The sequence below is a fragment of the Kitasatospora sp. NPDC048194 genome (assembly GCF_043202455.1).
GTDB lineage: Bacteria > Actinomycetota > Actinomycetes > Streptomycetales > Streptomycetaceae > Kitasatospora.
In genome coordinates this window covers 101590-125655 of record NZ_JBIDAK010000001.1, presented here as the reverse complement: position 1 = coordinate 125655, position 24066 = coordinate 101590, and the positions used below count along the sequence as shown (strand labels likewise).

Here is a 24066-nt window from a genome sequence, read left to right as displayed (position 1 = left end):
GGCCCCTTTCTGTGCTGGTGGGGCGATGCGGCCTGCTTGGTGCTACCCGTATCTGCTGTCGAGGTAGGTCACGATGTCGCGCTCGCGAAAGCGCAGCAGTCTGCCGACCTTCTGTGCTGGAAGGCCCCAGGTTCGGTACTTGTTCTTGACGGTGATCTCGCTGACCTTGAGCCAGTCGGCGACCTCAGCCGGGGTGAGGAGGCTGTTACTGCCGCCCTTCATCCGGCATCCGCTCCGTGGGTGATCAGCACGGCCGCCCGGAGGGCGGTGCGGCAGTCGCGGCGGAGCTGGTCGATCCGGTCGAGGATCTGCTCGACATCGGCCCGTGGGAGGCCGAGGCGCCAGGCGATCTCGGCGAGCGCTTCCTCTGCGGTCTCCGGCGGCAACGTGGTGCCGGCGGGGTAGCAGCGGGTTTGTTCGCCGCCGATCCCGAGCACCCAGCTCCAGCCGTTGGCCAGGGCGGCCTCGGTGGGGGTCAAGCGGCGACCCCCAGGTACTGGGTGCGGGACTGGGAGGTCAGGTGGTACATGCCGTAGTCGCACTGGTAGGTGCGGCTCTCGTGGCGGATGCCTCGGCCGGTGCCCCGGCGGTCGGCGATCCTGGAGCGCTTCGCCTGGGCCTTGCCGAGCGCCTTGGCGGCGTCGTGCTCGTCCTCGTAGGCGCGCTTCGACCCGCACGGGCAGGCCCTGAAGTCGACGGTCTTTGCCGTCATAGCCGGTTCCTCCGTCTACTTTCGGAACTGCCCGCAGGGGCAGGTGGGGATGTGGCAGGCGCCCCGGGCGGCGCTGACCGTGGAGTGGGTGAAGGGGGCGTGGCCGCACTCAGAGTCTTGGCAGTAGCCCTTCCAGCCCTTCTTGCCGTCGATGTTGGCGAGCATCACGCCGGGCGAGTAGAGCTTCACGAGGCGCGCTGTGCCGCCGATGGCGATCTTGTCGGCGAAGGACTTGGCCTCGGCTTCGTTGCCGAACGGGGCCCAGTTGAGGCCGCGGGTGCCGTCCTTCCAGGTGTGCGCGAGGGCGTACCAGTCGCGCATCTGGAGGACTTCGCCCACCTCCTTGATGACGGCCTTGGCCATCTGGTCGGCGTTGTCGAAGTCCTCGGACTCCAGCAGCGCCTTGACCGCGGAGACTTCCTCCTTGCGGGGGGTCAGCCTCATGGGCCGCCCCGGCGGTCTGTGAGCGTCTCGATGACGGAGAGGACCTCATCGAGCATCCGGGCCGCCTCGCGGTCGTAGCGGGCTTCGAGGCGCTCGATCTTGGCGGTGTTGAGGCCCGGCCGGCTGGCCAGGGCCTCGATCGCGGCGTCCTGGCGCTGGTACATGGCCTCGGCCTTGTCGAGGAGCTGCCGAAGCTCTTCGAGCACCGAGTGCAGGCTGAGCTCGCTGGACAGGTCGGCGACGAGGCTGGAGGTGGCCGGCGTTGGGTTGAGAACGGTCACGGGGTAGTTGAACCAGTCGGCGTCCAGCGGGGTCTTCCAGCCAACGACGGCGAAGCCGTCGGCGGTCTTGGTCCCGCTGTCGCCGTCCGCGTCCTGGACCTCGATGCCGATGGGCAGTTGGTCCAGGATCGCGGGGGTGCGAACGAGGGTGTTTGTGCTGGTCAAGGGGTCCCCTTTCTTCGTTAGTCACACTATCTCAATGGGTGGGTCGAATCAACTCTTACATTCGTGCCGCGACCGCGCGGATGCTGTCGCCGAGTTCCGCAAGGGTGCCGTTGTTCAGGATCGTGACGTCGAAGGGGTATCCGGCGAGCGCCTGCTCGCTGACGTGCCCGGAGTCCTGGATGAGCTTCTGGCTCGGCCGGATGATCTGGACGACCAGGCCGCCGTGCTTCTTCACTGCGTCGGCCTCGTTCGGGAAGCGGCAGTCGGTGATGACGGTCGGCCCCCACGAGGTCCGCTGACGGAACATCTGGTCGATCCAGACGGTCTCGCCGAGGGTGGCGCGGCCGGCGTCGGTGCCGAGGCGCTGGAGGAGCGCACGGATCTCGGGGATCTGGATCTTCGCCTTGTCCCAACCGAGTCCGTCGATGGCGGCCCGCAGCCGCATGGGCCAGTCGCCGTTCGGACTGGGCACGAGCGGGTCGAGCGAGTACAGCATCGCGCGAAGCGGGTCGGCGAACGCGCGGCGCTTCCAGCCCTGCTCAGCGAGGAAGTCGGCCGCGGAGTCCTTGCCGGACTGGGCGAGGCCGGAGAGGCCGATGAGGCGGGGCATCTTGATCGCGGTGGTCACTACTGTCTCCTGAGGTCAGGCATCCAACGGCACGGCCGGGATGGAGGGCTGGGGGGCATGCAGGTCGAGGAGCCACTCGAAGTTCTCTTCGAGCTCGTCGATCCGGGCGCCAGCGGTATGCACCGCGGCCTGGGCCTCGCGAAGAGCCCGCAGGGCCTCGCGCTCGCTGGCGCGGAGCTCGCGGAGGCGACTGGCCCGCAGGTGCCGGGCGTACTGAGCGGCCTTCTCGTAGGCGTGCTGCTCGTCCTCGACGTGTGCCTGCACGACGGCCTGGAGGATCTCCCGGCTGCGTCGCTGGGTGGCGTCAGGGGCTTCGCCGTACGAGCCCTCCGTGACGCGGCGGATCGTGATCAGCGCCCAGCGGGGCGGCGTCTTCGTGGACATGTGCAGTGCGCCTTCGAGCTGGATGCCGTTCACGTGGAGGGTGCCCACGTGGCGGCTGTACTTGTCCCAGCCGTAGGCCACGTGCAGGTCGGTCGGCATGAACTCCCAGCCGTGCGCGTGGTACCGGGGGGCAATCTCGACGGTGCCGGAGATCCGCCTGCCGGTCACGGCATACGTGGTCGTCCAGGGGTCCAAGGCGCGGTGGCGCGGGTCGGCGTCGCCGAGGCGCTCGATCAGCAGGTCGCTGGCCATGTGTATCTCCTTGCTTGTTGGTGGCTGGCTCGTCAGGCCGCGGGCGCCACCCCGCGACGACCTCCTTCCGGAGGTTTCGCCGGTCACACTCTTACAATCAAATCGTCGAGTAGCACTGCTCGACCGGGATGCCTTCGGCCTTGGCGTGCTCGATGCACGCCTCCGCGCTCTCGGTGAAGAAGGCGAGGGCGATCGCGGCGCCCTCCTTGTCGTCGGCGGCGCGGGACCAGCGGTCGGGCACGATGGGGGTCAGGTAGCCGCGGGTGACGAGGTGCATCGTGTTGCCGATTCGCATGAGACTGCCGGCCGGGCGCTGGCGGCTGGGGATCTCGCGGTAGACCGTGCCCGTGATTCCGCGCTCCGTGCGGATCTTCAGCGTGGTGCCATCGGTCAGGGTGACGGTGTCGGTGTAGCTGCTCATGTCGTTCTCTTTCAGGAGTAATTGAGGATGGCCGGGCAGTCGTAGCCCCAGCAGTTGCAGATCATGAACTGGCCCCACATGTCGCCGTACTTGCAGGTGTCACAGACGGCCCACTCGCGGACGTTCAGGGTGATGTGGGTGGACTTGCACAGCGGGCACGCGAGGTGGACTTCCAGCTCGGTCGCGGTGGTGTTCATCAGGCTGCCAATGCGTGTTCGGTCCGGACGGTCGGACGGGTGTTGTAGATCTCTGCGAGGTACTCGCGGAGCCGGGCCTCCCAGGCCATGCCGAGGAGTGCTCCGAGGACGACGGCGCCCATGGGGGGCGCGACGACGTCGCCGATCTGCTGGGTGCAGCTCGACCGGGAGCCGGTCCACGGGTAGCCGGGGCGGAACCCCGCCAGGAGGGCGGCCTCGTCGAGGGAGAAGCGTCTCTCCTTGTCGTGCTCCCAGTACCAGCCGCGGATCTTGCTGGTGATGGCGGTCGCGGGTCTGTCGGCGCTCCAGCAGTTGCCCCCCGCGGTCTTGCGGACGCCCCGGGTGTTGACCCGCACGCCCGGCGGCCAGCCGAGGGCCTGTGCGGCCGTGGTGGCGGGGATCGCGCTCTCGGGCCGGGTACTGGCGACGGAGTACGAGTGCCGCGCAGCAAGCATGAACGTTCGCCGCCTGCGGCTGGCCAGTCCGTAGTCGACGGCGTCCAGGACCTGGAAGTTCACGGACAGCCAGTCGGCGCACTTCAACTCCTCGCGGATGCCGTCGATGATGACCTGCGGCAGCGCGCTGGACTGCTCCATGGCGATCCACCCGAAGTCGTACGAGGCGACGGACAGGGCGAGGCCCCAGATCACGACCTCGGCGAGGAGGCCGATCCGATCGTCGGTCAGGTCCTTGGCCATGGCGCGGACCTCGTCGATGCCGTAGATGGGGCCGGACCAGCCGTCCCAGCAGTCCTCGCAGCCGTCCGGACAGTCGTCCGCGCACTCGCGCCCTTCCTCCCAGACGCCGACGGTGGCCTCCCACGCGCAGGCGAACATGTCCAGGAGGATCTGCTGGTTGCGCGGGTCCTGGCCGGCCCGCTTGCCTGCGGGCGTCCAGCACTGGCACGGCGCGGTGACGATCAGGCCGCGAGTCCACCGCAGGGCTGGGTGGTTCGGGTCGAGCGTTCGCACGTCGGCGACGATCCGCCGGAACCCGGCCTTCATCGCGGTCGCGGCAGCGTCCTTGTTGAACTCGACGCCGATGATGTCGAGTTCACGACCGAGCACATCCCGCGTACCGACTTCGAGGCCGCCAGGACCGGCGAAGAGATAGACGACGCGCTCCGGGTCACCGGGCTTGGGTGGCAGGAGCCACCGTGCCGGCCAGGGGGCGGCGAGCTGCTCCAGCTCCTCCAGTGAGAGATCGACCAGCTCTTCCAGGTCTGGAAGGACGACTGTGCTCATCGGTCGCCGATCTTGACGATGGCCTCGGTGACTTCGAGCATCGACAGGTCGTGGACGGAGCTGCATACGTACTCGATGACGGCCTTGCGGACCGCACCTCCGTCCGGCCCGGCGCCGTCTTCCTCGGCCCACCGGTCACGGTCGACCGTGATGGTGATCGCCGGTATCCGGACTTTGACCAGGCGAGACTTCCCGCAGCCGCAGGCGCACTTCCCGTAGTCAACGGCCACGGCGCACCCCCCGGCCGGCACGGACGGCGAGCGATGCAATCCGGTCGCGGGAGCGCCGGACGATCAGGTCCCGGACGGTGAAGCCGTGCTGGGCAGTGTCGAGCGCATCGGGGTAAAACAGGTCGACGTCGGCCGGGACCAGGCCCTGGCGCTGACCTTCGTCGAACCAGGCGAGCGCTTCGGTCGGCGTCTCGAAGTCGAGAGGGAGGTGGAGGCGGTAGCTCATCGGGCCGCAGCCTCGGTTCCGTACAGGCGGCCGAACTCGTCGACGCCCCATGTCCGGTCTTCATCCAAGATGAGGTCGATGTCCGGGTCCGCGGAGGCACCGCAGCGGATGCAGGAGAACTCGCCAGAGGGGGTCGCGTGCATGATCGCACCGCCACAAGGGCCGCACCAGACATAGTGCTTCATGGGTATCCTTCGGTTGATTGATGTCGGCTGGCATCGTCAGGAGGCGGGCACCACCCCGCCCCGACCCCGGCTCACCACCGGGGTTTCGCCTGGCGCCCGTCCCGCAGTCATGGCAGATCGGGGGACGGGCGCCGTGGTTGTTCGGCTTGCTCAGTAGCTGTTGAGCAGTTCGAGGACCGTCGTGTCCTGGACCTCCTCGAAGAACGGCTCCGACAGCTCCCACTCACCCGGGTTGTCGTTGAGCCACTCGCAGAAGCCGTCCTCGTCGCGGATCTCTCCGTCCTCGTCGAGGAACTCTGCGGGGACAGTCAGTTCCAGCTCGACCTCCGCCTCGGTGGTCCGCTCGATCGAGAACTTGACGGTCTTCTTCACGGTCTGGTCCTTCAGGTGAATGCGGATGCGGCACGGGCCGCAGGTCAGGTCCTCGTCGAGGAGTTCGGGCACGGCACCGCACTCCAGGCAGGCCGGCCGCCAGTCAGCCGATGTAGAAGACATAGATCCCACCTCCCGGAGCGGCCTCGGCGTCGAAGCCGGAGCTGAAGAGCTCCTGGGCGGCGTAGTCCCAATTGATCGCGTTGAACGGCCAGCAGGTCGTCAGCTCCTTCTCCTCCTCGGTCATCTGCAAAGCGGCGCGCTCTCGGGCGAAGTCGGCTTCGGAGTCCCACTCGCCCATGAAGGCGTCCCGGAACTCCTCGACGGCTGCGGCCGGGTCGGCGTCGTCGTCGGCGTAGGTGCTGAACCAGATGGCGAAGGGCTGCCGCTCGTTCGCCGGGATCTCGGCCAGGAGCTCGGCCATTTCGGTGGCGTGGGACGGGGAGCACTCGCCCTCGATCAGGCCGAGGAAATTTTCGTGGTCCATGACCCACAGCTCCTCGTGGTCGGTCGGCTTGGAGTGCAGGTCTTCGGGGGTGACCAGGTCGGCCACGTCGGCGTCGTGCCAGTCGCCGGTCAGATAGCCGGCGTTGTAGCAGGCCAGGCAGCCGATCCAGACGCGCGGGGCGTCAATGGCGGTCAGGGTCGCGGGCATGTGTCCTCACAGTTCGATGTAGGGCTGGCTTCGTCAGGCGGGGGACACCACTCCCCCGCGACCCCCTTTCGGGGGTTTCGCCTTGGCGGGATCTACTTCTCGGCCTTCTCCAGGACCGGCCAGTACGAACGGCTGCGCGACCAGCCGTTCGCCTTGTGGAGGGCGTCCATGGAGTTCTGGGCGTCGGTCACGCAGGGCTCGCACATGAACCGCTCCTCAGCGGGCGTGCGCATCCACGGGCCTCGGCGGCCGGTGGCCGGGCCGCACCACTCGCACAGGCCGCCACCTTCGATGTGGTGGAAGGCGGTGCGGGTGTTTCCGTTGTACGGGCTGACCGTGCGGACGATGGCGTGGGCGTGGGTGGCTGCGGCCTTGAAGGCGTCACGGAACCCGTAGTCGAAGAAGGTGTCGCCGGGGGTCCACAGGTCGCACGAGTCGTCGTGGTTGTCCGGCGCCGAGCAGACGAGCACCTCGTACTTCCAGCTCATCGGTTGCCCGCCTCGTCGAGTGCGGCCATGAGCTCGTCGAGCACCTGGTACTCGCGAGGGCTCGGGGTGCGGACCTCCTCCTCGGGGAGCATCTCGACGGGCAGAGCGAAGACGAGTCGGGCCGCCACGTCGGCGAGGTTGACCAGGGTGTACCACTCCTGCGAGCCCGGGTCGTGGTCCTCCCGCCACTCCTCCACCTCTCGGTGTATCGCGAGGACTTCGCGAGCGAGGGTCTTGATCTGATCCATGTGAACTGCCTTTCGGATGGGTGGTCAGCGAGCGTCGAGCCACTGGCACGCGGGGACGAACCCCTGCTCGCAGTCGTCGCGCTTGGAGTCGGCGAAGCCGTCGTTGAAGTCGGTGACGGCCGCGTGGGCCTGGTGCCGGGCGTCGTAGCCGTACTGGATGGGGGCTCCCAGAAGGAGGGCCCCGGCGGCGAGGGTGAGGAGGAATCGGCGGTGGCGGCGGATCACGGGATCACGCGGCCAGGGCGGTGCGGCGGGCGTTCGCGAGGTGGTTGTCTCCGAGGTCGGCGCGCTTGCCCGCAGCATTGCCCGCGTTCCAGCCGGAGCCGCTCAGGCGCCGCTTCGCGGGGGTGCGCACCTTCGGGTGCGCGGCCTTGAAGAGGGCGCGGATCGCGTCGTCGCGGGAGCTGAGCACGAGCTCGGCCGGGCGGCTGCCGGCCGGGAGCGTGAGGTCGGCCTCGGCGGCGGCCTGGCGCTCGGAGTCGGTCAGGCGCTTGTACACCGCGCTGCGGAACCCGGCGAGCCAGGTCTTGCGGTAGGCGGTAGTGGACTCGCCCATGCCGGGCGTGCCGTGCTTCATGCCGTTGAGGGCCTGGAGCATGAGGGAGGTGTAGAGCATCTCGACGCGGTCGAGCGTGGACTCGAAGCCGTGCAGCTCGACCTTCTGCACGTACTTGCGGGCGCCCCAATCCCAGACGCGCCAGCGGACGGACTGTCCGCCGAGCGCTTCGTTGATCGACATCAGCAGGTTCACGCGGTCGAGCACGTAAGAGCCGCTCTCGACGATGACTCGCGTGGTGGGACGGTCGGTCTCCGGCTTGGCGTCGGCGAGCATGGCCCGCTCGATTCCGTACTTCGCCATCAGCGCGGCGGCCTTGGCGAAGTACGCCTGGGCCTCCTCGGGAGAGGCCGCAGGGTCCTCGGCCTTGGCCAGGATCGCCCGGACCTTGGCGAGCATGGGGTTGTTCTGGGTCGTCATGTGAACCTCGGGAATCGCAGGATGCGGCTGGCATCGTCAGGAGGGGGACACCACTCCCCCGCGACGCACACGCCGGCCATCTCGCGGGCAGACGTGTGCGTTTCGCCTTGTGGGCCTACGCGGCCAGTGCGACGAGGTATTCGCCCAGGTCGACGACCGTCCCGTTCGGGTTCTCCTCGTCGTCGAAGTTCTTGTGGAGGTCGTCGAGGTCGTCATCCTCTTCGGCGTGGCACTCCAGCCACAGCTCGGCGACCTCCTCGCGGCCGACCCGAGCGAAGAAGCGGACCAGCGCATCGGCCTCACCACAGGTGAACTTGCCGCCGACCATGGAGGCGAGCATGCCGTCGTTAAACATGTCGGCGAACTCGTCCACAGCCGAGCGCAGCACGGCCACTTCGTGGTCAAGCTTGTGGATCGTGTCGCTCGCATAGGTGAAGGTGCGCGCCCACGCCTCTCGCTCGGCGCGGCGAGCCGCCCAAGGGTTGAGCTTGCGCAGGGTCTTCATCATGGGGACCTCATCTCGATGTGCGCGGCTGGCTCGTCAGGCCCCGGGCACCACCCCGGGACGACGCCCCCGGAGGGGGCGTTTCGCGCAGTTACACTCTTACAATCAGGCCGCGATCAGCTCGATCTGGCCCGGTATGGCACCCCGCAGGATCTCCCGGGCCAGACCGAGGAAGTACTCGTCGCGATGCTCGGCGTAGACCTCGGCCGTCCTGATCCAGGACACCTCGCCGTCCGATCCCTCGTACTTCAGCTCGTACAGGTCCTCGCTGGCGTGCTCGACGATCGCCTCGTGGTCCTCGTCGGTGTCCAGGTCGTACGCCTTGCGGGCCTCGTGGAGGGCCTCCTGGAGGTTCTCCTCGAACACCTCGGACTCCAGCTCGGAGTGGTCGTCCTCGTCGAGCAAGGGGTATCCCCACTTCACGTACTCGGCCAGGGAGACCGCCTCACGGAATGCCCTGGTGTACGTGCGGGTGCCCTTGCAATCACCCTCGCAGGCGTCACCGAAGCAGAAGTCGATGTCAGGGTCGCAGCCCGGCTCGCACTCCTCGGCGTGGGTACCGGGGCACTCCACGCCGCACCCGCCCTCGTACACCTGGACGTACAGGCTGTAGGCAGAGCCGTAGTGGATGGCAGAGCCGTCAATCTGGACGACCTGCTCGTCCGAGTTCTCGGTGCCCTCGCAGTCCTCGTCAGCCGCACACCGGATCAATGTGGCCGCGGTGCGAAAGTTGGACTTGTCCCCGAGGTTCGCGGGGTACTCGGTGTAGGTGAACACTTCGACGTGCGTGGGGACCTCGCCCCGACTGCGCCAGGAGGTTCGCCACGACGGCCAACACCGGCAGTCGTCCTCCAGGTAGGCCGCGTACTCGGCCAGCACCTCGTCATCCACGTCGCAGGTACGGGGGCTCATGTTGTCTCACTCTCAGCGTTGAGCGGCTGGCTCATCAGCACCCGGGCACCACCCCGGGCGGACGCCCCGAAGGGCGTTTCGCCTCAGATCTTGAAGACCGCGACATCCAGGGCGCCGGCCATCAGCTCCAGCTCCTCGATCCGCTCGATCAGGCCGACGAAGACCGTCGTCCAGATGTCGTCGCAGAGGTCGCGACGGGCGATCTCGGCACGGGCGGCGTCCAGCAGCCGGCCGAGCTCGAAGTTTCGCTCGGTCAGGTTGGCGATCGTCTCCTCGGCGCTCATCGCGGGGGTGGCGGCCTTGGCCAGGGTCACGGGGGTGATGGTGATGTTCATGCTTCTCCTCAAGGTGTCGCCGGGCAGAGCCTGGCCTCATGCCGCACCGTCGGACGACGGGCGGCGAGCACTCTCCAATTAGTTACACTCTTACAATCGGAGCGCGTAGAACCTTCCGGCGGCTTCGCACCTACGCCCTGTGGCGTCCGGAAGGCACCCGGCCCGTTCGGGCCAGACAGTTTTCAACTCGGGTGATTCATCTCGGGGTTCAGCGGCAGGATTACTCCGACCACCGGGCTCACCGTCCCCACCCGCAGGACTGGCCGGTTTCCCCGGCCGCTTCGCTTCGTTCCGGCCGGATCTCTCCGGCCCGTTCGAGTGAACGGTGAGCCCTGACCTCGGAAGTCCGCACGGTTCCCCTGACACCACCACCCACGGGCATCCGTGGACAGTTCCCCACCACGCCTACCCCGACAGGTCGGGACGGTTCGCGGCTTCACCAAGGCCGTACGGGCGGGACGTGCGGACGAAAGTCCGCGCCACTGCCTGTTACGTTGGCTGTACCCCAGGGGTTCGGCGTCGTCTCCAAAGCGCTTCCATCACCGGCGAGATGCCCCGCCTCCGTACGCGCCCCTTCGAGCCCACCTGTGCCCTGCACTCACCCACACCACCTACTGGCGGCTGCGACATCCTTCCCCCGAAGGGGTGGGGCCGGGTGAGCGTCAAGCTCAAGATCTGTGCGCCTTCCGGCCTGGCCGGTCTGGCGTCGAGCCCGACCCTATCGGGCCGGTCCCACATTTCGCAACTCTTACGATCCGGCGCTGCGATCCCGCCTGCCCATCCTTCCGGCGGCGCCGCTCTTGCGGCCCGTTCTCGGTTGCCCGGGTTCGGCGTTGGTTCCAACCCTAGTGGGCTGGCCTTGCGTTCGCAACTCTTACGTTCGCTCAACTTGCTTGCCGCTTCCGGTAGTTCGCCCTGCCTTGCGGCTGGCGTCCCGCGGTGGCGACGGGGAGAACACTACGCATCTAGTCACACTCTTGCAAGTCGGGCCCTATAAGCGCAGGTCAGAGGCCATATGGCGCGGCCCTGAGCGGCCCCGTGACGGCCTGTACGGCCCTTGCTGGCCCGGTCATACGCGCGCGTTCCCCTTCGGGGGTGTGGGGGGCGAGTGTGCCCGCGCGACGCGCGACCCTAGAGCATCGCGACCCGGCCGGTAGGGGGTGGGGGTATGACCCCCGGAGAAGCGATTCGCTGACCGCCACGTCTTAGCCGCTCGGTTTCTGCCACGGTTCCAAGGTCGTTCAGTCGCAGGGCTCGCGCTCGACCTTCGTTTCAGCTCGGTCAGCGTGCGCCTTCGGCAAGGTACGCCTTCACGAGGCGTGCAAGGAGATCGCCGACAAAGAGGCCCTCATCGCGGGCGGCTTGCCGTAGTCTCTGCCGGTCTTCTTTGGGCAAGGTGATGTACTCAAGGCGGGCATTGGGATTCCGGTGGCCACAGCACACGCTGCGCGTACAGTACGACGCTCCTTCCCTCAACTCGGGGTAGGTCCACGGCAGGTAGCGGTAACCATCGAGCTCCTTCACGCAACGCTCAACGTACTCATGCTTGCCGGCCCGCAGCCGTGGCGTCTTCTCATCGCCGTAGTGGTGCTCGAACCAGCGCAGTCGAGCCATATCGCCGATCTCCTGCTGCACCTGCGACACCCGGTCCTTGATCCCCTTCGCGACCGACAGGGGTAGCTGTGCCCTGGGGAAGCCGGCGCGCGGGTGCTCGTACGCCAGCTTCATTTCGGCCTGCCACGCAGCAGCGCTTTTAGCCCACTTCCACCGGTTACACCTGTCACAAGCAGGCACGAGATTCCACCAGATGTCGCGGCCCGAACGAGCCAAGGGGTCCTCGTGGTCCAGCGTCTGTGACTGGTGCTCGTCGCAGTAGACACACCGACGGTTGTTGCCGGTGAGGACGGCGATCCACACCCAAAGAGCCTGGGCGCCTCGATCCCTGCTGAGGATCTCGTCCCGATTAATGGCCACGTTCCACCCCGAATGTCTCCACGCTCGAATGGCAGCGTAGGCGCGACCACTGACACTCGGTGATCGAGCGCCGCCGCCAGTAGGTGCGGGCGGCGGCGCAACGACGGTACTCAGGCGGCCTGCACCTGGCCGAGGTATCGGTAGCCGGAGCGGACCGAGCAGCCGAGGCGTCCCGCCAGCGATGGGCCGTTCACCTTCTCGCCTTCGGCCTGCATCGCGGCGACGGCTTCCTTGACGACCTCCGGCGGGACGGCCTTCCTGGCACGGCCCCGCCGTCGCGGCTGGCGCTCTGCCAGACCGGTCTCTGCCAGCTCGCCTGCCAACTCATCGGCGGTCTCGTCCGCCTCGTCTGCCAACTCGTCCGCCTCCTCGACGAGCTCCTCGTAGCCGTTGCGCACGCCGTGTGCCTTGGACACCAGCTCCCGCCCCTCGCGGTCGATCGCGTCGGCGAGGTGGGCGAGGGCGTCGGCGAGCGCCTCCTGGAGCTCGCGCATCCGCTCTTCGGCGGTCATGGTCGCGGGCGGGGTCGCTGCCATGTGCAGCATGTGTGCCACCACCAACGGCGGCACCGAGGAGACGCCGGCCACCAGCAGGGCGGAGGTGGTCATGTACCCCTGGTCGATCAGGTGTGCCATCACCTGGGCTGCCAGTGCCAGGCCGAGCGCCGCTCCGGCGCCGATGGTGGCAGTGGTGCGGCCGGGCCCCTTGGCACGGCGGCCGACCTCGGAGATGACGGCGGCGCAACCGGCGTAGACGGACACGGACACCGGCATTAGCCAGGTGACCCAGCCGTGCCACCCGGCGATTTGTGCCATCCGGATCTCGCCGGGCACGGACATCACCAGGGCTGCCACGAGGACGAACGGCCTGCCAGCGGTGAAGACGACGCGGGCGTACCAGGGCATGTGCATCGAATGCATGTGCGTGAGCTCTCTGTGCGTCGGCGATCAGGCGGCGGCCGGGATGAACCGGGACTTGGCACCCTTGGCGAAGGCGCCGGACTCGCGGCGCTGGCGGATGGCGGCTAGCAGTCCCGCCGCGTCGCCGCCGACGGTCGCGGCCTGGTCACGCCGGGCCTCGACGGTGCACGTCTTGCACAGGCTGTGGATAACTCCGGCGGGGAACGGAGCGTCGCACTGCTGGCAGCGAGCGCGGGTGTCCGGCGCCGGGGCGGGCTTCGGCATGGACGGCGCGGGCTGGGCCGGGCGGTGGGTCTTGAGGCGGTAGGCGACCAGCGCGGCCGGGGAGTCGATCTGCTCCGGCAGCCGGGCGGTCAGGACCGCGAGGAGCTTCGCCTGGCTGTGGCCCTCGGCGAGCCACTCGGCGGCGAGCGGGGCCAGACGGAGAACATCCGCGGTGCCCAGCGCGAGGCGGCGGTCGTTGTCGCCGAGCTTGGCGAGGACCGCAGCGGCCCGGCCGGTCTCGGCGTCAGCCGGGGCGGCCTGGGCCTGCTCGTCCTGGGACTTGGTCTCCTCCTCCTCGGTGCCGGCCGCGTCCGGCCGCTGGCCGTCGCTCTTCGGCGTGGGCTTCGGGAGGAGGTTCTTTACCTGGTGCTTTTCCCCCTTGGGGAGATGGCCGACACTCCGGACCTCCGGCTCACCGACCGCCGGAATGTGGGCCATCGGGATGTCGGAGACGTGGGTCTGGGTGTACCAGCGGCCGGTATCGCGGTCCTGGGAGCGCTGGCGGCGAAGGTATCCCGCCCCCTCCAGCGCCTTGAACGCCTTGGCGACGGCCGTCTTGCCCTCGTCGACCTGCTCGGTGATCTTCTCGATCGTGACGGCGGTGCCGTCCGGCAGGGACAGCAGGCGGACCAGCAGGCCGACTGCGGCCAGCGAGAGCCGGTCGTGACGGGCTGCGGCGTTGGGCACGACGACGAAGGCGCGGTCGTGCCGGTTACGATGCACTCGCATCTAGAGGACTCATCTCTAGGTCAGGGCCCTGGGGGCGTAGGCGCGCTTCCGGGGCCCGTTGCGTCTGACGGGTTGTCGAACGAACGATAGTAAGAGTGTCACTCCGAATGCAAGACTTGAACTTGATCCAAGAGGGGGCATCGCAAGAGTGTGATCGCCGTCACGGCCGGAGGCATTTCCAGATCCAGGCCCGAGCTCCGTATATATGAGTAGAAGGCTGAAGTCGTAGAGGCTTCCCCTTGGGGGCGCCTCCGGCGCCCAACTCCTCGAAGCCCCTTTGCCGTTGCCGCTTCCCGCTGGGCCCCCTTCCGGGGGCCGCTTGCCGAAGCCCTTCGCCGTTGCCTTCGGGCCTGACGTAGGAGGCTCGTGTCCTGGACTACGTCTGACAGACGGCTTCGCCTGCCGCCGAACTGGCCGCAGATACGGCGTCGCGTCCTGGCCAGAGACGGCCACCGGTGCATCGCCACGGACCACTACGGCGTGCGCTGCACCGAGCCGGCCACCGACGTGGACCACATCCGACCCGGTGACGACCACCGAGAGGCCAACCTTCAATCGCTCTGCGGGTGGCATCACCGGGTCAAGTCGTCCAGAGAAGGGGCCGCCGCGCTGGCAGCCGCCAGACGCCGCAACGATCGGCGTTTCCGCAGGACCGAGGATCATCCCGGCCTGCTGTAAGGAGGTGGCGAGTGCCCGGCCCCGTGCCCAATCGAGAGGCGGACCTCGCCCGTCCGCGAGAGCGCAAGGGCAGCGATATCCAGCCCGTCACCAAGGGCGTCATGCGAGACGTGGAAATCCCGGACGGCGACCCCGACTGGCACCCGATCGCCCAGCGCCTGTGGGACTCCTTGAAGAGCTCCGGCCAGTCGGACTTCTACCAGAATTCCGACTGGGCCTTCGCCTTTTCCCTGTGCGAAGACCTGAGCCACTACAAGAACGCCGGTAAGCGGAGCGGCCAGATGCTCCAGACGATCTACTCCGCTTTCGAGCGCCTCCTCGTGTCCGAGGGCGACCGGCGCCGGGTGCGCATCGAGCTGCACGAGCCGGAGCCCGAGGTCCAGTCGGCCGCGGTGCTCGCCATCGCCGACTACAAGAAGGACCTCGGACTCGCCGAGTAACGCCGGGGGTGAGCCGCATGCCGAAGGCCCCCGCCGCACTGACCGAGGAAGAGATCGACGCCCTCGAACCGAGCTTCCTCGGGCCCACGTGGCTGCGGGAGCCGGACGGCTCGTGGACGCTTCCCGAGCACACCATCGGCTGGCAGGTGGCCGGCTGGGCCGCCGAGTACCTCAAGAGCGAGGACGGCGGCCCCTGGCGATTCACCCGCGAGCAACTGCGCTGGGTGCTCTGGTGGTACGCGGTCGACGACACCGGCCGCTTCGTCTACCGCAAGGGTGTGTTGCAGCGGCTCAAGGGCTGGGGCAAGGACCCCTTGCTGGCAGTTGTGGCCCTGGTCGAGTTCGTCGGCCCCAGCCGCTTCTCGCACTGGGACGAGGACGGCCGGCCGGTCGGCGTGCCGCACCCCCAGGCGTGGGTGCAGATCGCGGCCGTCAGCCGCGACCAGACCCGCAACACCATGACGCTGATGCCGAGCCTCATGAGCGACAAGCTCATCGAGACGTACGGCATCAAGGCCGGCGCCGAGCTGATCCGCGCCCACGGCGGACGCCAACGACTTGAGGCGGTGACAAGCAGCTACCGCGCCCTCGAAGGCGCGCGCTCCTTAGTCCACGTTCACCGTTCTCAATGAAACGCACCACTGGGTCACCGGCAATGGCGGCGACCGCATGTACGAAACGATCGACGGAAACGCGACGAAGAAAGATTCGCGCTATCTGGCGATCACCAACGCATATCTTCCCGGCGAGGATTCCGTCGCCGAGCGAATGCGCGAGGCATTCGAGAAGATCCGCGAAGGCCGGGCCTCGGACATCGGGTTCATGTACGACTCGATCGAGGCCCACCCCGCGACCCCGCTGACGCCCGAGGCGATCCGGATCGTCCTGCCGAAGATCCGCGGCGACGCCGTCTGGCTGCGGGTCGAGACGATCCTCCAGTCCATCCTCGACACCACGCTGGCGCCCTCGCGCTCGCGCCGGATGTGGCTGAACCAGATCGTCGCCTCCGAGGACGCCCTCCTCGGCCCGGCCGACTGGGACGTGCTCCGCGACGACGCCAAGGTGCTCAAGCCCGGCGACGAGATCGTGATCGGCTTCGATGGCGGCCTCCGCGACGACAGCACAGCTCTGGTGGCTCTCCGCGTGAGCGACATGACCGCCTTCGTGCTGGGCCTGTGGGAGAAGCCCGACGGCCCGCGCGGCGACGGCTGGGAGGTCCCCCGCGACCTGGTCGACTCGGCGGTGCACGACGCCTTCCGCGTTTTCAACGTCCAGGGCATGTACGCCGACGTCGCGCTCTGGGAGTCCTACATCTCCGAGTGGTCCGACACCTACGGCGAGGGCCTGGCCGTGAAGGCCCCCGGCCGGGACGCGATCGGCTGGGACATGCGCTCCTCGCTCAAGGCCAGCACCCTCGCGCACGAGCGTCTCCTGCGCTCGATCCTCGACCGCAAGCTCCGCCACGACGGCGACCGCGCCTTGCGCCGGCACGCCCTCAACGCGGTGCGCCGCACCAACAACTACGGACTGAGCTTCGGCAAGGAGTCGAAGGACAGCCCCCGCAAGGTCGACCTGTACGCGGCCCTGATGCTCGCGCACGAGTGCCTCGTCGACCTGCGCGCCCGAGGCAAGAAGGTCCGCGTCCGCTCCGGCCGCGGCTTCTTCCTGTGACCCGATGGTAAGAGTGCAACGAAGGCGGTGATTCCCCTGGCCGCCTCCGTCTCTCCTGCCGCGCTCGCGCGGCAGCTCCTCGCCGTCCTGGGCCGCGACGGTGCCCGACTGCGCCGGATCGACGACTACCTCCACGGCCAGCACGACGACCCGTACATGCCGCCGCAGGCCGACGACGAGTACCGGCTGCTGGCCCGGCGAGCGGTGTCCAACTGGATGCCCCTGCTCGTCTCGACGCCCGCCCAGGCCCTGTACGTCGACGCCTTCCGGCCCGGCGAGTCGGGCGGGGGCGTGCCGGCCGCTGCGGACTCCACGACTGTGGAGTGGGAGCACTGGCAGCGCAGTCGGCTCGACGCCCGGCAGGCCGCGGTGTACCGGGGCGCGCTGACGTACGGCCACAGCTTCACGCTGACCGAGCGGGCCCGGAACGGGCAGGTCCGCACGAAGGGCCTGTCCGCGCTGCGGACGGCCGCGCTGTTCGAGGACCCGGCCAATGACGAGACGCCCTTCGCCGCGCTGACGGTCGTGACCTGGCCGATGGGCGACGATCCGGGCCGGGCCCGGCTGTGGGACGCCCGCAACGAGTACGTGGTGCGTTTCCTGTCGCTGGACGACCCGGACAGCGTCACCGTCTCGGACCTGCGGCGGCACGGCGCGAGCGAATGCCCGGTCACCCGCTTCGCCGCCTCCGTCGACCTGGAGGGCCGCACCGTCGGCGTGATCGAGCCGATGATCGCCCTCCAGGACCGCATCAACCAGAGCGTCTTCGACCTGCTCCTCGCGCAGACCTACGGGTCCACGAAGGTGCGGACGGTCTCCGGCATGGCGCCGCCGATCCAGCGCGACCCGGAGACGGGCGAGCCGGTTCTGGACGCGGCCGGCAACCCCGTGCCGCTGCCGATCAACCACAACGCCAAGCGGTTCTTGTTCGCCGAGGACCCGGACGTCCGGTTCGGCTCGCTGGACGAGACCCCGTTGCAGGGCTTCATCGACTCGATCGACATGTCCGTGCGGCACCTGAGTGCCGTCTCCCAGACCCCGCCGCACCATCTCCTGGGCCAGATAGCCAACTTGAGTGCCGAGGCTCTCCTGGCAGCCGAGACGGCCCTGAGTAGGAAGATCGCGGAGTTCCGCGTCGCGTTCGGCGAGTCGTGGGAGAGGGTCTTCCGGCTCGCGGCCGAGCTGTCCGGCAACATCACTTCGGCCGGGGACTACCGGGGCGAGGTCATGTGGCGCGACATGGAGTCCCGCAGCCTCGCGCAGTCCGCCGACGCGCTCGGCAAGCTCCGCGAACAGCTCGGCATCCCGGCCCGCGGCCTGTGGGCCCGCGTGCCCGGAGTCACCCAGACCGAGCTGGAGGACTGGGAGCACAAGGCCGAACAGGACGACTCGGTCGGCCAGTTGGCCAGCGCTCTCAAGCGGGCAACGCCTGAGCCGGCGGCCCGGCCTGCCCCGGTGGCGGCGTGAAGCGGCAGGCCGAAGCCGACCAGGCGGCCCAGGCGTTCCACCTCGCCCTGAGCCAGATCGGCGTCGAGACCACCGCCGAGGCGTTCAAGCTCTGGTCGGAGGTCCCGGCCGCGCAACGCGCGGCTACGGCGTCGGGCTGGCTGCGTCGGGCGATCACGCTGGTGATGGGCCGCAGGCGCATGGCCCGCGACCTGGCCCGCGCCTACTACCGCCTCGCCCGCGCGCTCCAGACCGGTACGACGGTCGCCGACCCGTACCACCCGGAGCCCTCGACGGTGACGCTCGGCGACTTGCGCCGCCAGTTCGCCACCCTGGCCGGCACCTACGAGGCACCCGCCCCGGCCCCGCCCACCGGCGGCTCCGACCGCCTGGACAAGGCTGCCGACCAGCCGATCAGCGAGCAGGCCAGCCGCATCGAAGACGACGCCCGGGAGGCGCTGCAGAACGGTGACGAGCACCAGCTCGACGACCACGCGGAGGACTGGGAGCGCATCCTCGTCGAGGAGCTGGAGGGCCTGCGCGACGAAGAGGAGCGGATCGAGCGGGAGGCGGAGGAGGAACTCCGTACCGTGCTCGACGCGCTCGGCACCCGCAACCTGGACAAGCGGCTGGCGCAGGTCGACGACCAGCAGGCCGCCAAGGACGCGGACCGCCAGCGCGAGGAGGCCCACCGCCAAGCGGCCGCCCAGCAGGCCGGAGCCGCCTCCCGGGTCGCGATGAACGGCGGCCGGTCGGCGATCTGGAACCACACCAGCCGCGACCGCCGGGCTCTCGGGTACGTGCGGCTGTCCCGCACCGGCACCCCGTGCGGCTTCTGCGCGATGTTGATCAGCCGCGGAGTCGCCTACAAGAGCGAGCGGTCCGCCACCTACAAGGACGGCGACCTCTTTCACGACAACTGCCACTGCTACGCGGAGCCGGTCTTCCGCCGCGACCAGTTCGACGGCAGCGGCCTGTTCGAGCTGAACCGGCAGTACCAGGCGCTGTGGCCAGAGGTCACCAAGGGCTACAGCGGCAAGGCCGCGCTGAACGCCTGGCGCCGCTTCCTGCGCGCCCAGCAGCGCGCACACCACCAGGCCGAAGCCCAGGCGGCGCGGCCCCCCGACGACCACAGCCCAGGAGGCGTGACCCGTGTCTGAGCAGAACGACCCGAACGACCAGACCAAGCCCGACGAGCAGCCCCCGCCCGCCCCGTCGCCGGAGGACGAACTTCCCGACTGGGCTCGCAAGGAGCTGTCGAAGGTCCGCACTGAGGCTGCGTCGTATCGCACACGCCTGCGTGACGCTGAGTCGCGGCTGACCGAGGCCAAGAGCACCGAGGAGTTCGAAGCCGCGCTCGCCGAGGTGAAGGCGAAGAACGCCGAGCTGGAGCACTCCCTCGTGGTCGCCCAGGTCGTCCGCCGCTTCGAGCTGCCCGAGGCGCTCGCGGCCCGGCTTCGCGGCACGACCGTCGAGGAGCTGGAGGCCGACGCGAAGGCGCTCCAGTCCTTCCTCGCCCCGCCGGCACCCGAATCCCTGGGCGGCGGCCTGAACCCGTCCGACGAGGACGACGGGGAGATGGACCCGCGCAAGCTCGCTCGCCGCTCCCGGCGCTTCTAGCGCCATGCCCCCTTCCTTCTTCTGACCCCTGTGCCGACCGGCCGGGGGTTTTCTCATGCCCCCGGAGGTAAGCCCTAGTGGCCGTTACTCAGCACCAGGTCATCAAGCCGCAGAAGCTCGTGAACACTGCGGTCGGCATGCTCGAACAGGAGCTCGTCATCCCGCGTCTCTTCCGGCGCGAGGGCATCGACCAGTTCAAGGGCGCCGAGAACGACACCATCAACATGACCGTCGAGGGCATCCTGCCCTTCCGGGACTACGCGTTCCGCAACGACCGGTCCAGCCCGATCCAGTTCGACACCTACGCCGAGCGGAAGATCTCCGTCACCTTCGGCGGCAACGTCTACTCCGCGGTGCAGCTCACCGACGAGCAGTACGATTTCGACCTCGACGGCTGGTCCAAGCTCCTGCGCCCACAGGTCAAGGCCGTGGCTCGCGGTCTCCAGCGCCGGGCCGTGAACATCCTGACCGGCCAGACCTACCAGGTCACCATCGGCAACGCCCAGCAGAACCTTCGCGGCGCGCTGATCGAGGCCCGGCGCGTGCTGAACGCCTTCAACGTGCCGGACGGCGACCGCTACCTCCTGGTCGGCACGCAGTTCGAGTCGGCCCTGCTCAACGACGACAAGCTGAACCTCGCTCAGAACGTCGGCGAAAACGCCGCCGAGTCGGCCCTGCGCACCGCGACCCTGGGCCAGCGGTTCGGCTTCAACATCATCGTCGACCAGACCATCCCGGCCGACACCGCGTACGCCTTCGCGTCCAGCGCCTTCGTCTTCGTGACCGGCGCCCCGGCGGTGCCGCAGTCCGTCCCGTACGGCGCCACCACCTCGTTCGAGGGAATCGCCGCCCGATGGGTCCGCGACTACGACCCCACCTACATGATGGACCGCTCCGTCGTGAACACCTACGCCGGTTTCCGGTCGGTGACCGACGTCCTCGTGGGCTGGGACGGCGCGAACAACAAGGAGAAGATCAGCGCCTCCGAGTACTTCGTGCGTGGCATCCAGCTGAAGCTCGACGCGAAGTCCGACTACCCGGCCGCCGCGTCCGAGCTGGCCACCATCACCGGTGTCTCCGACGCCCAGGTGTGGACCCCCGCCGGCTACAAGGCTGAGACCGACCCGGCCAACGTCTAACCCCCCGAATGCAGGGGCCAGCCCGCTTGAGCTGGCCCCTGTCGGGCCCTGCCCGAAAGGAGGCTCGCCATGGCCTACGCCACTGTCGACGAGCTCAAGGGCCGCCTCGACTGGGAGCTCGACGAGGACGAACTGCGCATCGCCGCTGCGGCGCTGGTAGACGCGTCGGACCTGGCGGCCGAGTACGGCCGGGACTGGCCGGCCGACAAGGCGCCCCGCCTGGTGAAGACCCTCGTCCTCAAGGCCGCGGCCCGCTACCTACGCAACCCCGGCGGCTACACCCAGTCCCGCGCTGGCGACGAGACGCTGGCCTGGTCGGACATCGGCCGGGACGCCGGAACCGTCTACTTCACCCGCGAGGAGATCCGCCTCCTGGCCGAGCTCGGCGGACGCAAGCCCGGCCTGTCCAGCGTGGCCATCAGCGCCTGGGACTCCAAGATCCGCCCCGGCGCGGGCGGCCTCGTCCCCGTCAGCTACGGCGGGGACCGCTTCCCCCTCTTCTCCGACGATCGGGGGCCCTGGTGAGCGTGCAGCGCCGACGCGGCCAGAAGGCTCGGATCTGGAAGACCACCACGGTCACGGACAAACGCGGCAACCAAGTCCTCGTCGCGGACGGCGACGGGCCGCACGAGGTGCGGGCAGCCTTCATCCCCCAGCGGTCCTCGAAGGCCGAAGTGCCCGGCCAGCAGCAGATCAACATCGTCCGCATGCTCGTCGACCCCGCCCTGACCGACGTGACCCTGTGGTCCCGCGTGGAGTTCGACGGCCGGCAGTGGGACATCGTCTCCCCGCCCGCCTACCACCACGGATCGCGCCGCACCCGGCACTGGGGCATCGACATCCGGGAGCGCCCCTGATGGCCTACCTCTACGCCAGCGTGCGCGGCCGGAAGTTCGAGAAAGCCCTCGCCCTGAACGAAGGGGTGCAGGCCGCCCTGGAGGCCAAGGCGTTCGAGATCGGCGTCCGGGCCGAGGAGCTCCTCATGGCCCACCGCGCCGAGGGCATCGCGCACATCGAGCTCGACGAAGGCGACGTCGACAAGTACGTCATCCTCGTCGACTCGAACACCTCCAACCGGCCCGAGACCCCCACCGAGAGCTACGCGAACTCCGCGGCCTCGATCGAATTCGGCCGCTCCGGCTACACCGCCGTCCGCAAGGATAAGTTCGGCAACGAGTTCGAGGTCCAGGTCGGAGCCATGGAGGGCCTGTTCATCCTCACCCGGGCCTCCAACCTGCCCAAGAAGCGGCGCCCGCGCGTGAAGGTCCCCAACGAGAAGGCGAGACGCAAACCGTAGTGGCCGGCCTTCCCGACCAGATCAAGGCACTCGCCGAACTCTCCCCCGTCGAAGACCTGATGCTCGCCGTCCTGCGCGAGGGCCTGCCCGGCATCCGGGTGCAGTCCCTGATCGCCAAGGACCAGAAGTTCCCCCTCGTGCTCGTCCGCCGCGCTCCCACCTTCGGCGAGTGGAACGGCGACACCCGCTTCGTGGACTCCGCCCTCGTCACGATCCACACCTTCTGCGAAGACCCCGACGGCGACGAGGACGCGGCAATCCTCGCCGAAGCCGTCCGCGTCGTGCTCCGCGACGCATGGCTCCGCCAGAAGGTCATCCCCGGCCGAGGCCACATCACCCGCGCGGAGATCAACTCCGCGCCCCGCCGGGCAACCGACTGGGCGACCTCGACCGGGCCCGTGCAGTACGCCGACCTCCCGGTGGGGGTTTGGCGGTACGAGACCACATACCAGATCGAGATCCGGCGCCCGCGGAGCCGCCCTTAAGCCCAACCATCCCCCTGAGTAAGGAGCTTCGCTCTTGCCCATCAACGACGACGCCACACTGGTCGTCGGCTCCGGAAACTTTTTGACCGCACCGCCCGGCACGCCGATCCCCACCGACCTGCTCGCCCCCACCTCCCCCTGGGACACCGTCGGGCACACCAGCCTCGAAGACATCTTCGGAATCAGCAGCGAAGGCGGCGACGCCACCGTCATCGGCACCTTGCAGAACAAGAACCTGCGGACCAAGTACGGCGCTCGCACCGAGACGATGGCGCTGACCCTCCAGCAGTTCGACGTGGCGGGCCTGCGCCTCTTCTACGGCTCGAACGCGCCGCTCCTGCCCGACGGGAGCGTGGGCGTCCCGACCGACCCAGTCCCGACCGTGGCCGCGTTCCTCGCCCTGTTCATCGACGGCACCCACCACTTCGCCTTCTACGCCCCAAAGGCAGAGATCTACCGGGCCGATGACCTGTCCCTGTCGGACACCGAGTCCCTGGCCGGCCTGCCGATCGGCGTGAAGCCCATGGCCTACGGCTCCAACGCCTGGACGTACGCGGTGACCCCGCTCGGCGCGACCAGCCTGCCCGCGACCGGCGCGACCGCCGGAACCCCCGGCGGCTTCACCCCGACCGGCGCCATCACCCCGGCCAACCTGGCGGCCATGTCCGGCGTCGTCGCCAGCCCGGCCACGGCGTGGACCACCGGCAAGCACGTCCTCCTCGGCGACGCCTCCAAGGCGTACTGGAACGGCACCGCGTGGACTGCCGGCCAGGCCCCCTGATCCTCCCCCTCCCCTCTCCCTGACTCACCCCGGAGGTCACAACCCCCTTGGCCAGCTACACCCTTGACGACATCCGCGCCGCTGCGGACGCCAAGTACGCCTCGACCGACATCGACCTCGGCACCGGCGACGTCGTCCACCTGATCAACCCGCTCCGCCTGTCGAAGGCCAGCCGCGACAAGCTCCATGAGCTCCAGGACCAGCTCGAAGCGGACAACGCCGATCAGCAGGTCCTCCTGGAGGACGCCATCCGCCTGGTGTCCGACAACGGCCAGAAGGCCGACGCACTCCTGGCCGCGATCGGCGGCGACCTCGCGGTACTCGCCCAGATCTTCGAGACCTACGGCGCGAGCACCCAGGTGGGGGAAGCCTCGGCCTCTGCCGCCTGATCGACGAGTACGGAGAGGGGCTGTACCCCGACCTGTGGTTCCACTACGGCATCGACCTCGGTGACGTGATCGCAGGCCGGGGGCCAAGCCCCGCTCTGGTGCTCCTGCTCGCGCAGAGGCTCCCCGACACCTCCCTGACCGTCGCCCTCGCCTCCGGCGGCCGAGACTTCTTCGGCTGGGGCGTCGACCGCTACCTGAGCGCCGATCTCTTCGACGCGATCAACAGCAACACGAGGGCCACCGGCAACTGGGCCAAGGGCAAGGCGCCCAAGATTCCCCCCTGGCCCCGCCCCACCGCAAAGGCCAAGACGGCACCGGCCAAGAAGCACGTCTCCGTCGCGGGGATCTACCAGCAGTTCACCCGGAGGTGACG

Annotated in this window: 39 protein-coding genes and 6 other RNA genes; 14 read left to right on the top strand and 31 right to left on the bottom strand. The window is 68.8% G+C overall.

Translation table 11 applies throughout. From position 1 onward, the window contains the following. Positions 1 to 42: 42 nt before the first annotated feature. The 31 genes from ACGF07_RS00750 to ACGF07_RS00600 form a co-directional block, all read right to left on the bottom strand. On the bottom strand, positions 43 to 222 hold the full coding sequence (locus ACGF07_RS00750) for a helix-turn-helix domain-containing protein (protein WP_104651074.1): 180 nt from the start codon (positions 220 to 222) through the stop codon (positions 43 to 45). Beyond that, a complete protein-coding gene (locus tag ACGF07_RS00745) occupies positions 219 to 479 on the bottom strand; it encodes a hypothetical protein (RefSeq protein WP_392894287.1) in 261 nt (86 codons plus the stop codon). The genes ACGF07_RS00750 and ACGF07_RS00745 overlap by 4 nt, the downstream gene beginning before the upstream one ends. Beyond that, positions 476 to 712: a hypothetical protein gene (locus tag ACGF07_RS00740; RefSeq protein WP_392894285.1), complete on the bottom strand. Its 237-nt coding sequence runs from the start codon at positions 710 to 712 to the stop codon at positions 476 to 478. Before ACGF07_RS00740 ends, ACGF07_RS00745 begins: the two co-directional genes overlap by 4 nt. A gap of 15 nt (positions 713 to 727) precedes the next feature. Further along, positions 728 to 1156 carry a hypothetical protein gene (locus ACGF07_RS00735; protein WP_392894284.1) on the bottom strand — a complete coding sequence of 143 codons (429 nt, stop codon included), beginning with the start codon at positions 1154 to 1156 and terminating at the stop codon, positions 728 to 730. Next, on the bottom strand, positions 1153 to 1602 hold the full coding sequence (locus ACGF07_RS00730) for a hypothetical protein (RefSeq protein ID WP_392894282.1): 450 nt from the start codon (positions 1600 to 1602) through the stop codon (positions 1153 to 1155). Before ACGF07_RS00730 ends, ACGF07_RS00735 begins: the two co-directional genes overlap by 4 nt. Before the next feature lie 55 nt (positions 1603 to 1657). Then, on the bottom strand, positions 1658 to 2230 hold the full coding sequence (locus ACGF07_RS00725; protein ID WP_392894280.1) for a hypothetical protein: 573 nt from the start codon (positions 2228 to 2230) through the stop codon (positions 1658 to 1660). Between the two features lie 15 nt (positions 2231 to 2245). After that, positions 2246 to 2866, bottom strand: a complete 621-nt coding sequence (locus ACGF07_RS00720) for a hypothetical protein (RefSeq protein ID WP_392894278.1) — start codon at positions 2864 to 2866, stop codon at positions 2246 to 2248. 18 nt (positions 2867 to 2884) lie between these two features. Further along, an RNA gene (locus ACGF07_RS00715) (hammerhead ribozyme type II) lies at positions 2885 to 2948 on the bottom strand. Between the two features lie 15 nt (positions 2949 to 2963). Next, complete coding sequence (locus ACGF07_RS00710) at positions 2964 to 3287, bottom strand: hypothetical protein (protein ID WP_392894277.1); 324 nt, start codon at positions 3285 to 3287, stop codon at positions 2964 to 2966. A gap of 11 nt (positions 3288 to 3298) precedes the next feature. Next, on the bottom strand, positions 3299 to 3484 hold the full coding sequence (locus tag ACGF07_RS00705; protein ID WP_392894275.1) for a hypothetical protein: 186 nt from the start codon (positions 3482 to 3484) through the stop codon (positions 3299 to 3301). Continuing rightward, complete coding sequence (locus ACGF07_RS00700) at positions 3484 to 4728, bottom strand: DNA cytosine methyltransferase (protein WP_392894273.1); 1245 nt, start codon at positions 4726 to 4728, stop codon at positions 3484 to 3486. Before ACGF07_RS00700 ends, ACGF07_RS00705 begins: the two co-directional genes overlap by 1 nt. After that, complete coding sequence (locus ACGF07_RS00695) at positions 4725 to 4958, bottom strand: hypothetical protein (RefSeq protein ID WP_392894271.1); 234 nt, start codon at positions 4956 to 4958, stop codon at positions 4725 to 4727. Before ACGF07_RS00695 ends, ACGF07_RS00700 begins: the two co-directional genes overlap by 4 nt. Then, positions 4948 to 5184, bottom strand: coding sequence for a hypothetical protein (locus tag ACGF07_RS00690; protein ID WP_392894269.1), 237 nt, complete (start codon positions 5182 to 5184; stop codon positions 4948 to 4950). The genes ACGF07_RS00695 and ACGF07_RS00690 overlap by 11 nt, the downstream gene beginning before the upstream one ends. Next, positions 5181 to 5369, bottom strand: a complete 189-nt coding sequence (locus ACGF07_RS00685; RefSeq protein ID WP_392894268.1) for a hypothetical protein — start codon at positions 5367 to 5369, stop codon at positions 5181 to 5183. Before ACGF07_RS00685 ends, ACGF07_RS00690 begins: the two co-directional genes overlap by 4 nt. A 21-nt stretch (positions 5370 to 5390) precedes the next feature. Further along, positions 5391 to 5460: hammerhead ribozyme type II (locus ACGF07_RS00680), an RNA gene on the bottom strand. A gap of 59 nt (positions 5461 to 5519) precedes the next feature. Continuing rightward, entirely contained in the window at positions 5520 to 5864 is a 345-nt protein-coding gene (locus ACGF07_RS00675; RefSeq protein WP_392894266.1) for a hypothetical protein, read from the bottom strand. Then, positions 5845 to 6396 carry an antirestriction protein ArdA gene (locus ACGF07_RS00670; protein WP_392894264.1) on the bottom strand — a complete coding sequence of 184 codons (552 nt, stop codon included), beginning with the start codon at positions 6394 to 6396 and terminating at the stop codon, positions 5845 to 5847. Before ACGF07_RS00670 ends, ACGF07_RS00675 begins: the two co-directional genes overlap by 20 nt. An 18-nt stretch (positions 6397 to 6414) precedes the next feature. Continuing rightward, positions 6415 to 6479: hammerhead ribozyme type II (locus tag ACGF07_RS00665), an RNA gene on the bottom strand. A 9-nt stretch (positions 6480 to 6488) separates the two neighbouring features. After that, complete coding sequence (locus tag ACGF07_RS00660; protein ID WP_392894263.1) at positions 6489 to 6884, bottom strand: hypothetical protein; 396 nt, start codon at positions 6882 to 6884, stop codon at positions 6489 to 6491. Beyond that, the gene (locus ACGF07_RS00655; RefSeq protein WP_392894261.1) at positions 6881 to 7132 is read right to left on the bottom strand and encodes a hypothetical protein; all 252 of its coding nucleotides are present in this window, start codon (positions 7130 to 7132) and stop codon (positions 6881 to 6883) included. Before ACGF07_RS00655 ends, ACGF07_RS00660 begins: the two co-directional genes overlap by 4 nt. A 24-nt stretch (positions 7133 to 7156) precedes the next feature. Then, positions 7157 to 7357, bottom strand: a complete 201-nt coding sequence (locus ACGF07_RS00650; RefSeq protein ID WP_392894259.1) for a hypothetical protein — start codon at positions 7355 to 7357, stop codon at positions 7157 to 7159. A 4-nt stretch (positions 7358 to 7361) separates the two neighbouring features. Then, the gene (locus ACGF07_RS00645; RefSeq protein WP_392894258.1) at positions 7362 to 8108 is read right to left on the bottom strand and encodes a DUF2786 domain-containing protein; all 747 of its coding nucleotides are present in this window, start codon (positions 8106 to 8108) and stop codon (positions 7362 to 7364) included. A gap of 21 nt (positions 8109 to 8129) precedes the next feature. After that, positions 8130 to 8216, bottom strand: an RNA gene (locus tag ACGF07_RS00640) — hammerhead ribozyme type II. A 7-nt stretch (positions 8217 to 8223) separates the two neighbouring features. Then, positions 8224 to 8616 carry a hypothetical protein gene (locus tag ACGF07_RS00635; protein ID WP_392894256.1) on the bottom strand — a complete coding sequence of 131 codons (393 nt, stop codon included), beginning with the start codon at positions 8614 to 8616 and terminating at the stop codon, positions 8224 to 8226. A 19-nt stretch (positions 8617 to 8635) separates the two neighbouring features. Beyond that, positions 8636 to 8702, bottom strand: an RNA gene (locus ACGF07_RS00630) — hammerhead ribozyme type II. Between the two features lie 16 nt (positions 8703 to 8718). After that, positions 8719 to 9525, bottom strand: coding sequence for a hypothetical protein (locus tag ACGF07_RS00625; RefSeq protein WP_392894254.1), 807 nt, complete (start codon positions 9523 to 9525; stop codon positions 8719 to 8721). A 20-nt stretch (positions 9526 to 9545) separates the two neighbouring features. Beyond that, positions 9546 to 9609: hammerhead ribozyme type II (locus ACGF07_RS00620), an RNA gene on the bottom strand. Beyond that, positions 9609 to 9860 carry a hypothetical protein gene (locus tag ACGF07_RS00615; protein WP_392894252.1) on the bottom strand — a complete coding sequence of 84 codons (252 nt, stop codon included), beginning with the start codon at positions 9858 to 9860 and terminating at the stop codon, positions 9609 to 9611. Before ACGF07_RS00615 ends, ACGF07_RS00620 begins: the two co-directional genes overlap by 1 nt. 1281 nt (positions 9861 to 11141) lie before the next feature. Further along, positions 11142 to 11777, bottom strand: a complete 636-nt coding sequence (locus tag ACGF07_RS00610; protein ID WP_392894250.1) for an HNH endonuclease — start codon at positions 11775 to 11777, stop codon at positions 11142 to 11144. Between the two features lie 167 nt (positions 11778 to 11944). Next, the gene (locus ACGF07_RS00605; protein ID WP_392894248.1) at positions 11945 to 12754 is read right to left on the bottom strand and encodes a hypothetical protein; all 810 of its coding nucleotides are present in this window, start codon (positions 12752 to 12754) and stop codon (positions 11945 to 11947) included. Positions 12755 to 12781: 27 nt separating this feature from the next. After that, positions 12782 to 13747 (bottom strand): hypothetical protein, encoded by a 966-nt coding sequence (locus tag ACGF07_RS00600; RefSeq protein WP_392894246.1) that lies wholly within the window; start codon positions 13745 to 13747, stop codon positions 12782 to 12784. Between the two features lie 779 nt (positions 13748 to 14526). Between ACGF07_RS00600 and ACGF07_RS00595 the strand changes: the two genes are divergently transcribed. From ACGF07_RS00595 to ACGF07_RS00530, 14 genes are all read left to right on the top strand, one after another. Next, the gene (locus tag ACGF07_RS00595; protein WP_392894244.1) at positions 14527 to 14865 is read left to right on the top strand and encodes a hypothetical protein; all 339 of its coding nucleotides are present in this window, start codon (positions 14527 to 14529) and stop codon (positions 14863 to 14865) included. 17 nt (positions 14866 to 14882) lie between these two features. Further along, positions 14883 to 15497, top strand: coding sequence for a hypothetical protein (locus ACGF07_RS00590; RefSeq protein ID WP_243469284.1), 615 nt, complete (start codon positions 14883 to 14885; stop codon positions 15495 to 15497). A gap of 136 nt (positions 15498 to 15633) precedes the next feature. Next, the gene (locus ACGF07_RS00585; protein WP_392894242.1) at positions 15634 to 16536 is read left to right on the top strand and encodes a hypothetical protein; all 903 of its coding nucleotides are present in this window, start codon (positions 15634 to 15636) and stop codon (positions 16534 to 16536) included. A 27-nt stretch (positions 16537 to 16563) separates the two neighbouring features. Beyond that, positions 16564 to 18003 carry a phage portal protein gene (locus tag ACGF07_RS00580; RefSeq protein ID WP_392894240.1) on the top strand — a complete coding sequence of 480 codons (1440 nt, stop codon included), beginning with the start codon at positions 16564 to 16566 and terminating at the stop codon, positions 18001 to 18003. Next, on the top strand, positions 18000 to 19142 hold the full coding sequence (locus ACGF07_RS00575) for a hypothetical protein (RefSeq protein ID WP_392894238.1): 1143 nt from the start codon (positions 18000 to 18002) through the stop codon (positions 19140 to 19142). Before ACGF07_RS00580 ends, ACGF07_RS00575 begins: the two co-directional genes overlap by 4 nt. After that, the gene (locus ACGF07_RS00570; protein ID WP_392894236.1) at positions 19135 to 19602 is read left to right on the top strand and encodes a hypothetical protein; all 468 of its coding nucleotides are present in this window, start codon (positions 19135 to 19137) and stop codon (positions 19600 to 19602) included. Before ACGF07_RS00575 ends, ACGF07_RS00570 begins: the two co-directional genes overlap by 8 nt. A 77-nt stretch (positions 19603 to 19679) precedes the next feature. Beyond that, positions 19680 to 20741: a hypothetical protein gene (locus tag ACGF07_RS00565; protein WP_392894235.1), complete on the top strand. Its 1062-nt coding sequence runs from the start codon at positions 19680 to 19682 to the stop codon at positions 20739 to 20741. 69 nt (positions 20742 to 20810) lie between these two features. Further along, on the top strand, positions 20811 to 21266 hold the full coding sequence (locus ACGF07_RS00560) for a hypothetical protein (RefSeq protein ID WP_392894233.1): 456 nt from the start codon (positions 20811 to 20813) through the stop codon (positions 21264 to 21266). Continuing rightward, positions 21263 to 21598, top strand: a complete 336-nt coding sequence (locus ACGF07_RS00555; RefSeq protein ID WP_392894232.1) for a phage head-tail adapter protein — start codon at positions 21263 to 21265, stop codon at positions 21596 to 21598. Before ACGF07_RS00560 ends, ACGF07_RS00555 begins: the two co-directional genes overlap by 4 nt. Further along, on the top strand, positions 21598 to 22038 hold the full coding sequence (locus ACGF07_RS00550; protein WP_392894230.1) for a hypothetical protein: 441 nt from the start codon (positions 21598 to 21600) through the stop codon (positions 22036 to 22038). The genes ACGF07_RS00555 and ACGF07_RS00550 overlap by 1 nt, the downstream gene beginning before the upstream one ends. Further along, positions 22038 to 22523, top strand: coding sequence for a hypothetical protein (locus ACGF07_RS00545; protein WP_392894228.1), 486 nt, complete (start codon positions 22038 to 22040; stop codon positions 22521 to 22523). The genes ACGF07_RS00550 and ACGF07_RS00545 overlap by 1 nt, the downstream gene beginning before the upstream one ends. Positions 22524 to 22557: 34 nt before the next feature. Continuing rightward, entirely contained in the window at positions 22558 to 23304 is a 747-nt protein-coding gene (locus ACGF07_RS00540; RefSeq protein ID WP_392894227.1) for a hypothetical protein, read from the top strand. 47 nt (positions 23305 to 23351) lie between these two features. Beyond that, on the top strand, positions 23352 to 23693 hold the full coding sequence (locus ACGF07_RS00535) for a phage tail assembly protein (RefSeq protein WP_392894225.1): 342 nt from the start codon (positions 23352 to 23354) through the stop codon (positions 23691 to 23693). Between the two features lie 98 nt (positions 23694 to 23791). Continuing rightward, a complete protein-coding gene (locus ACGF07_RS00530; RefSeq protein WP_392894223.1) occupies positions 23792 to 24064 on the top strand; it encodes a hypothetical protein in 273 nt (90 codons plus the stop codon). Positions 24065 to 24066 lie beyond the last annotated feature (2 nt).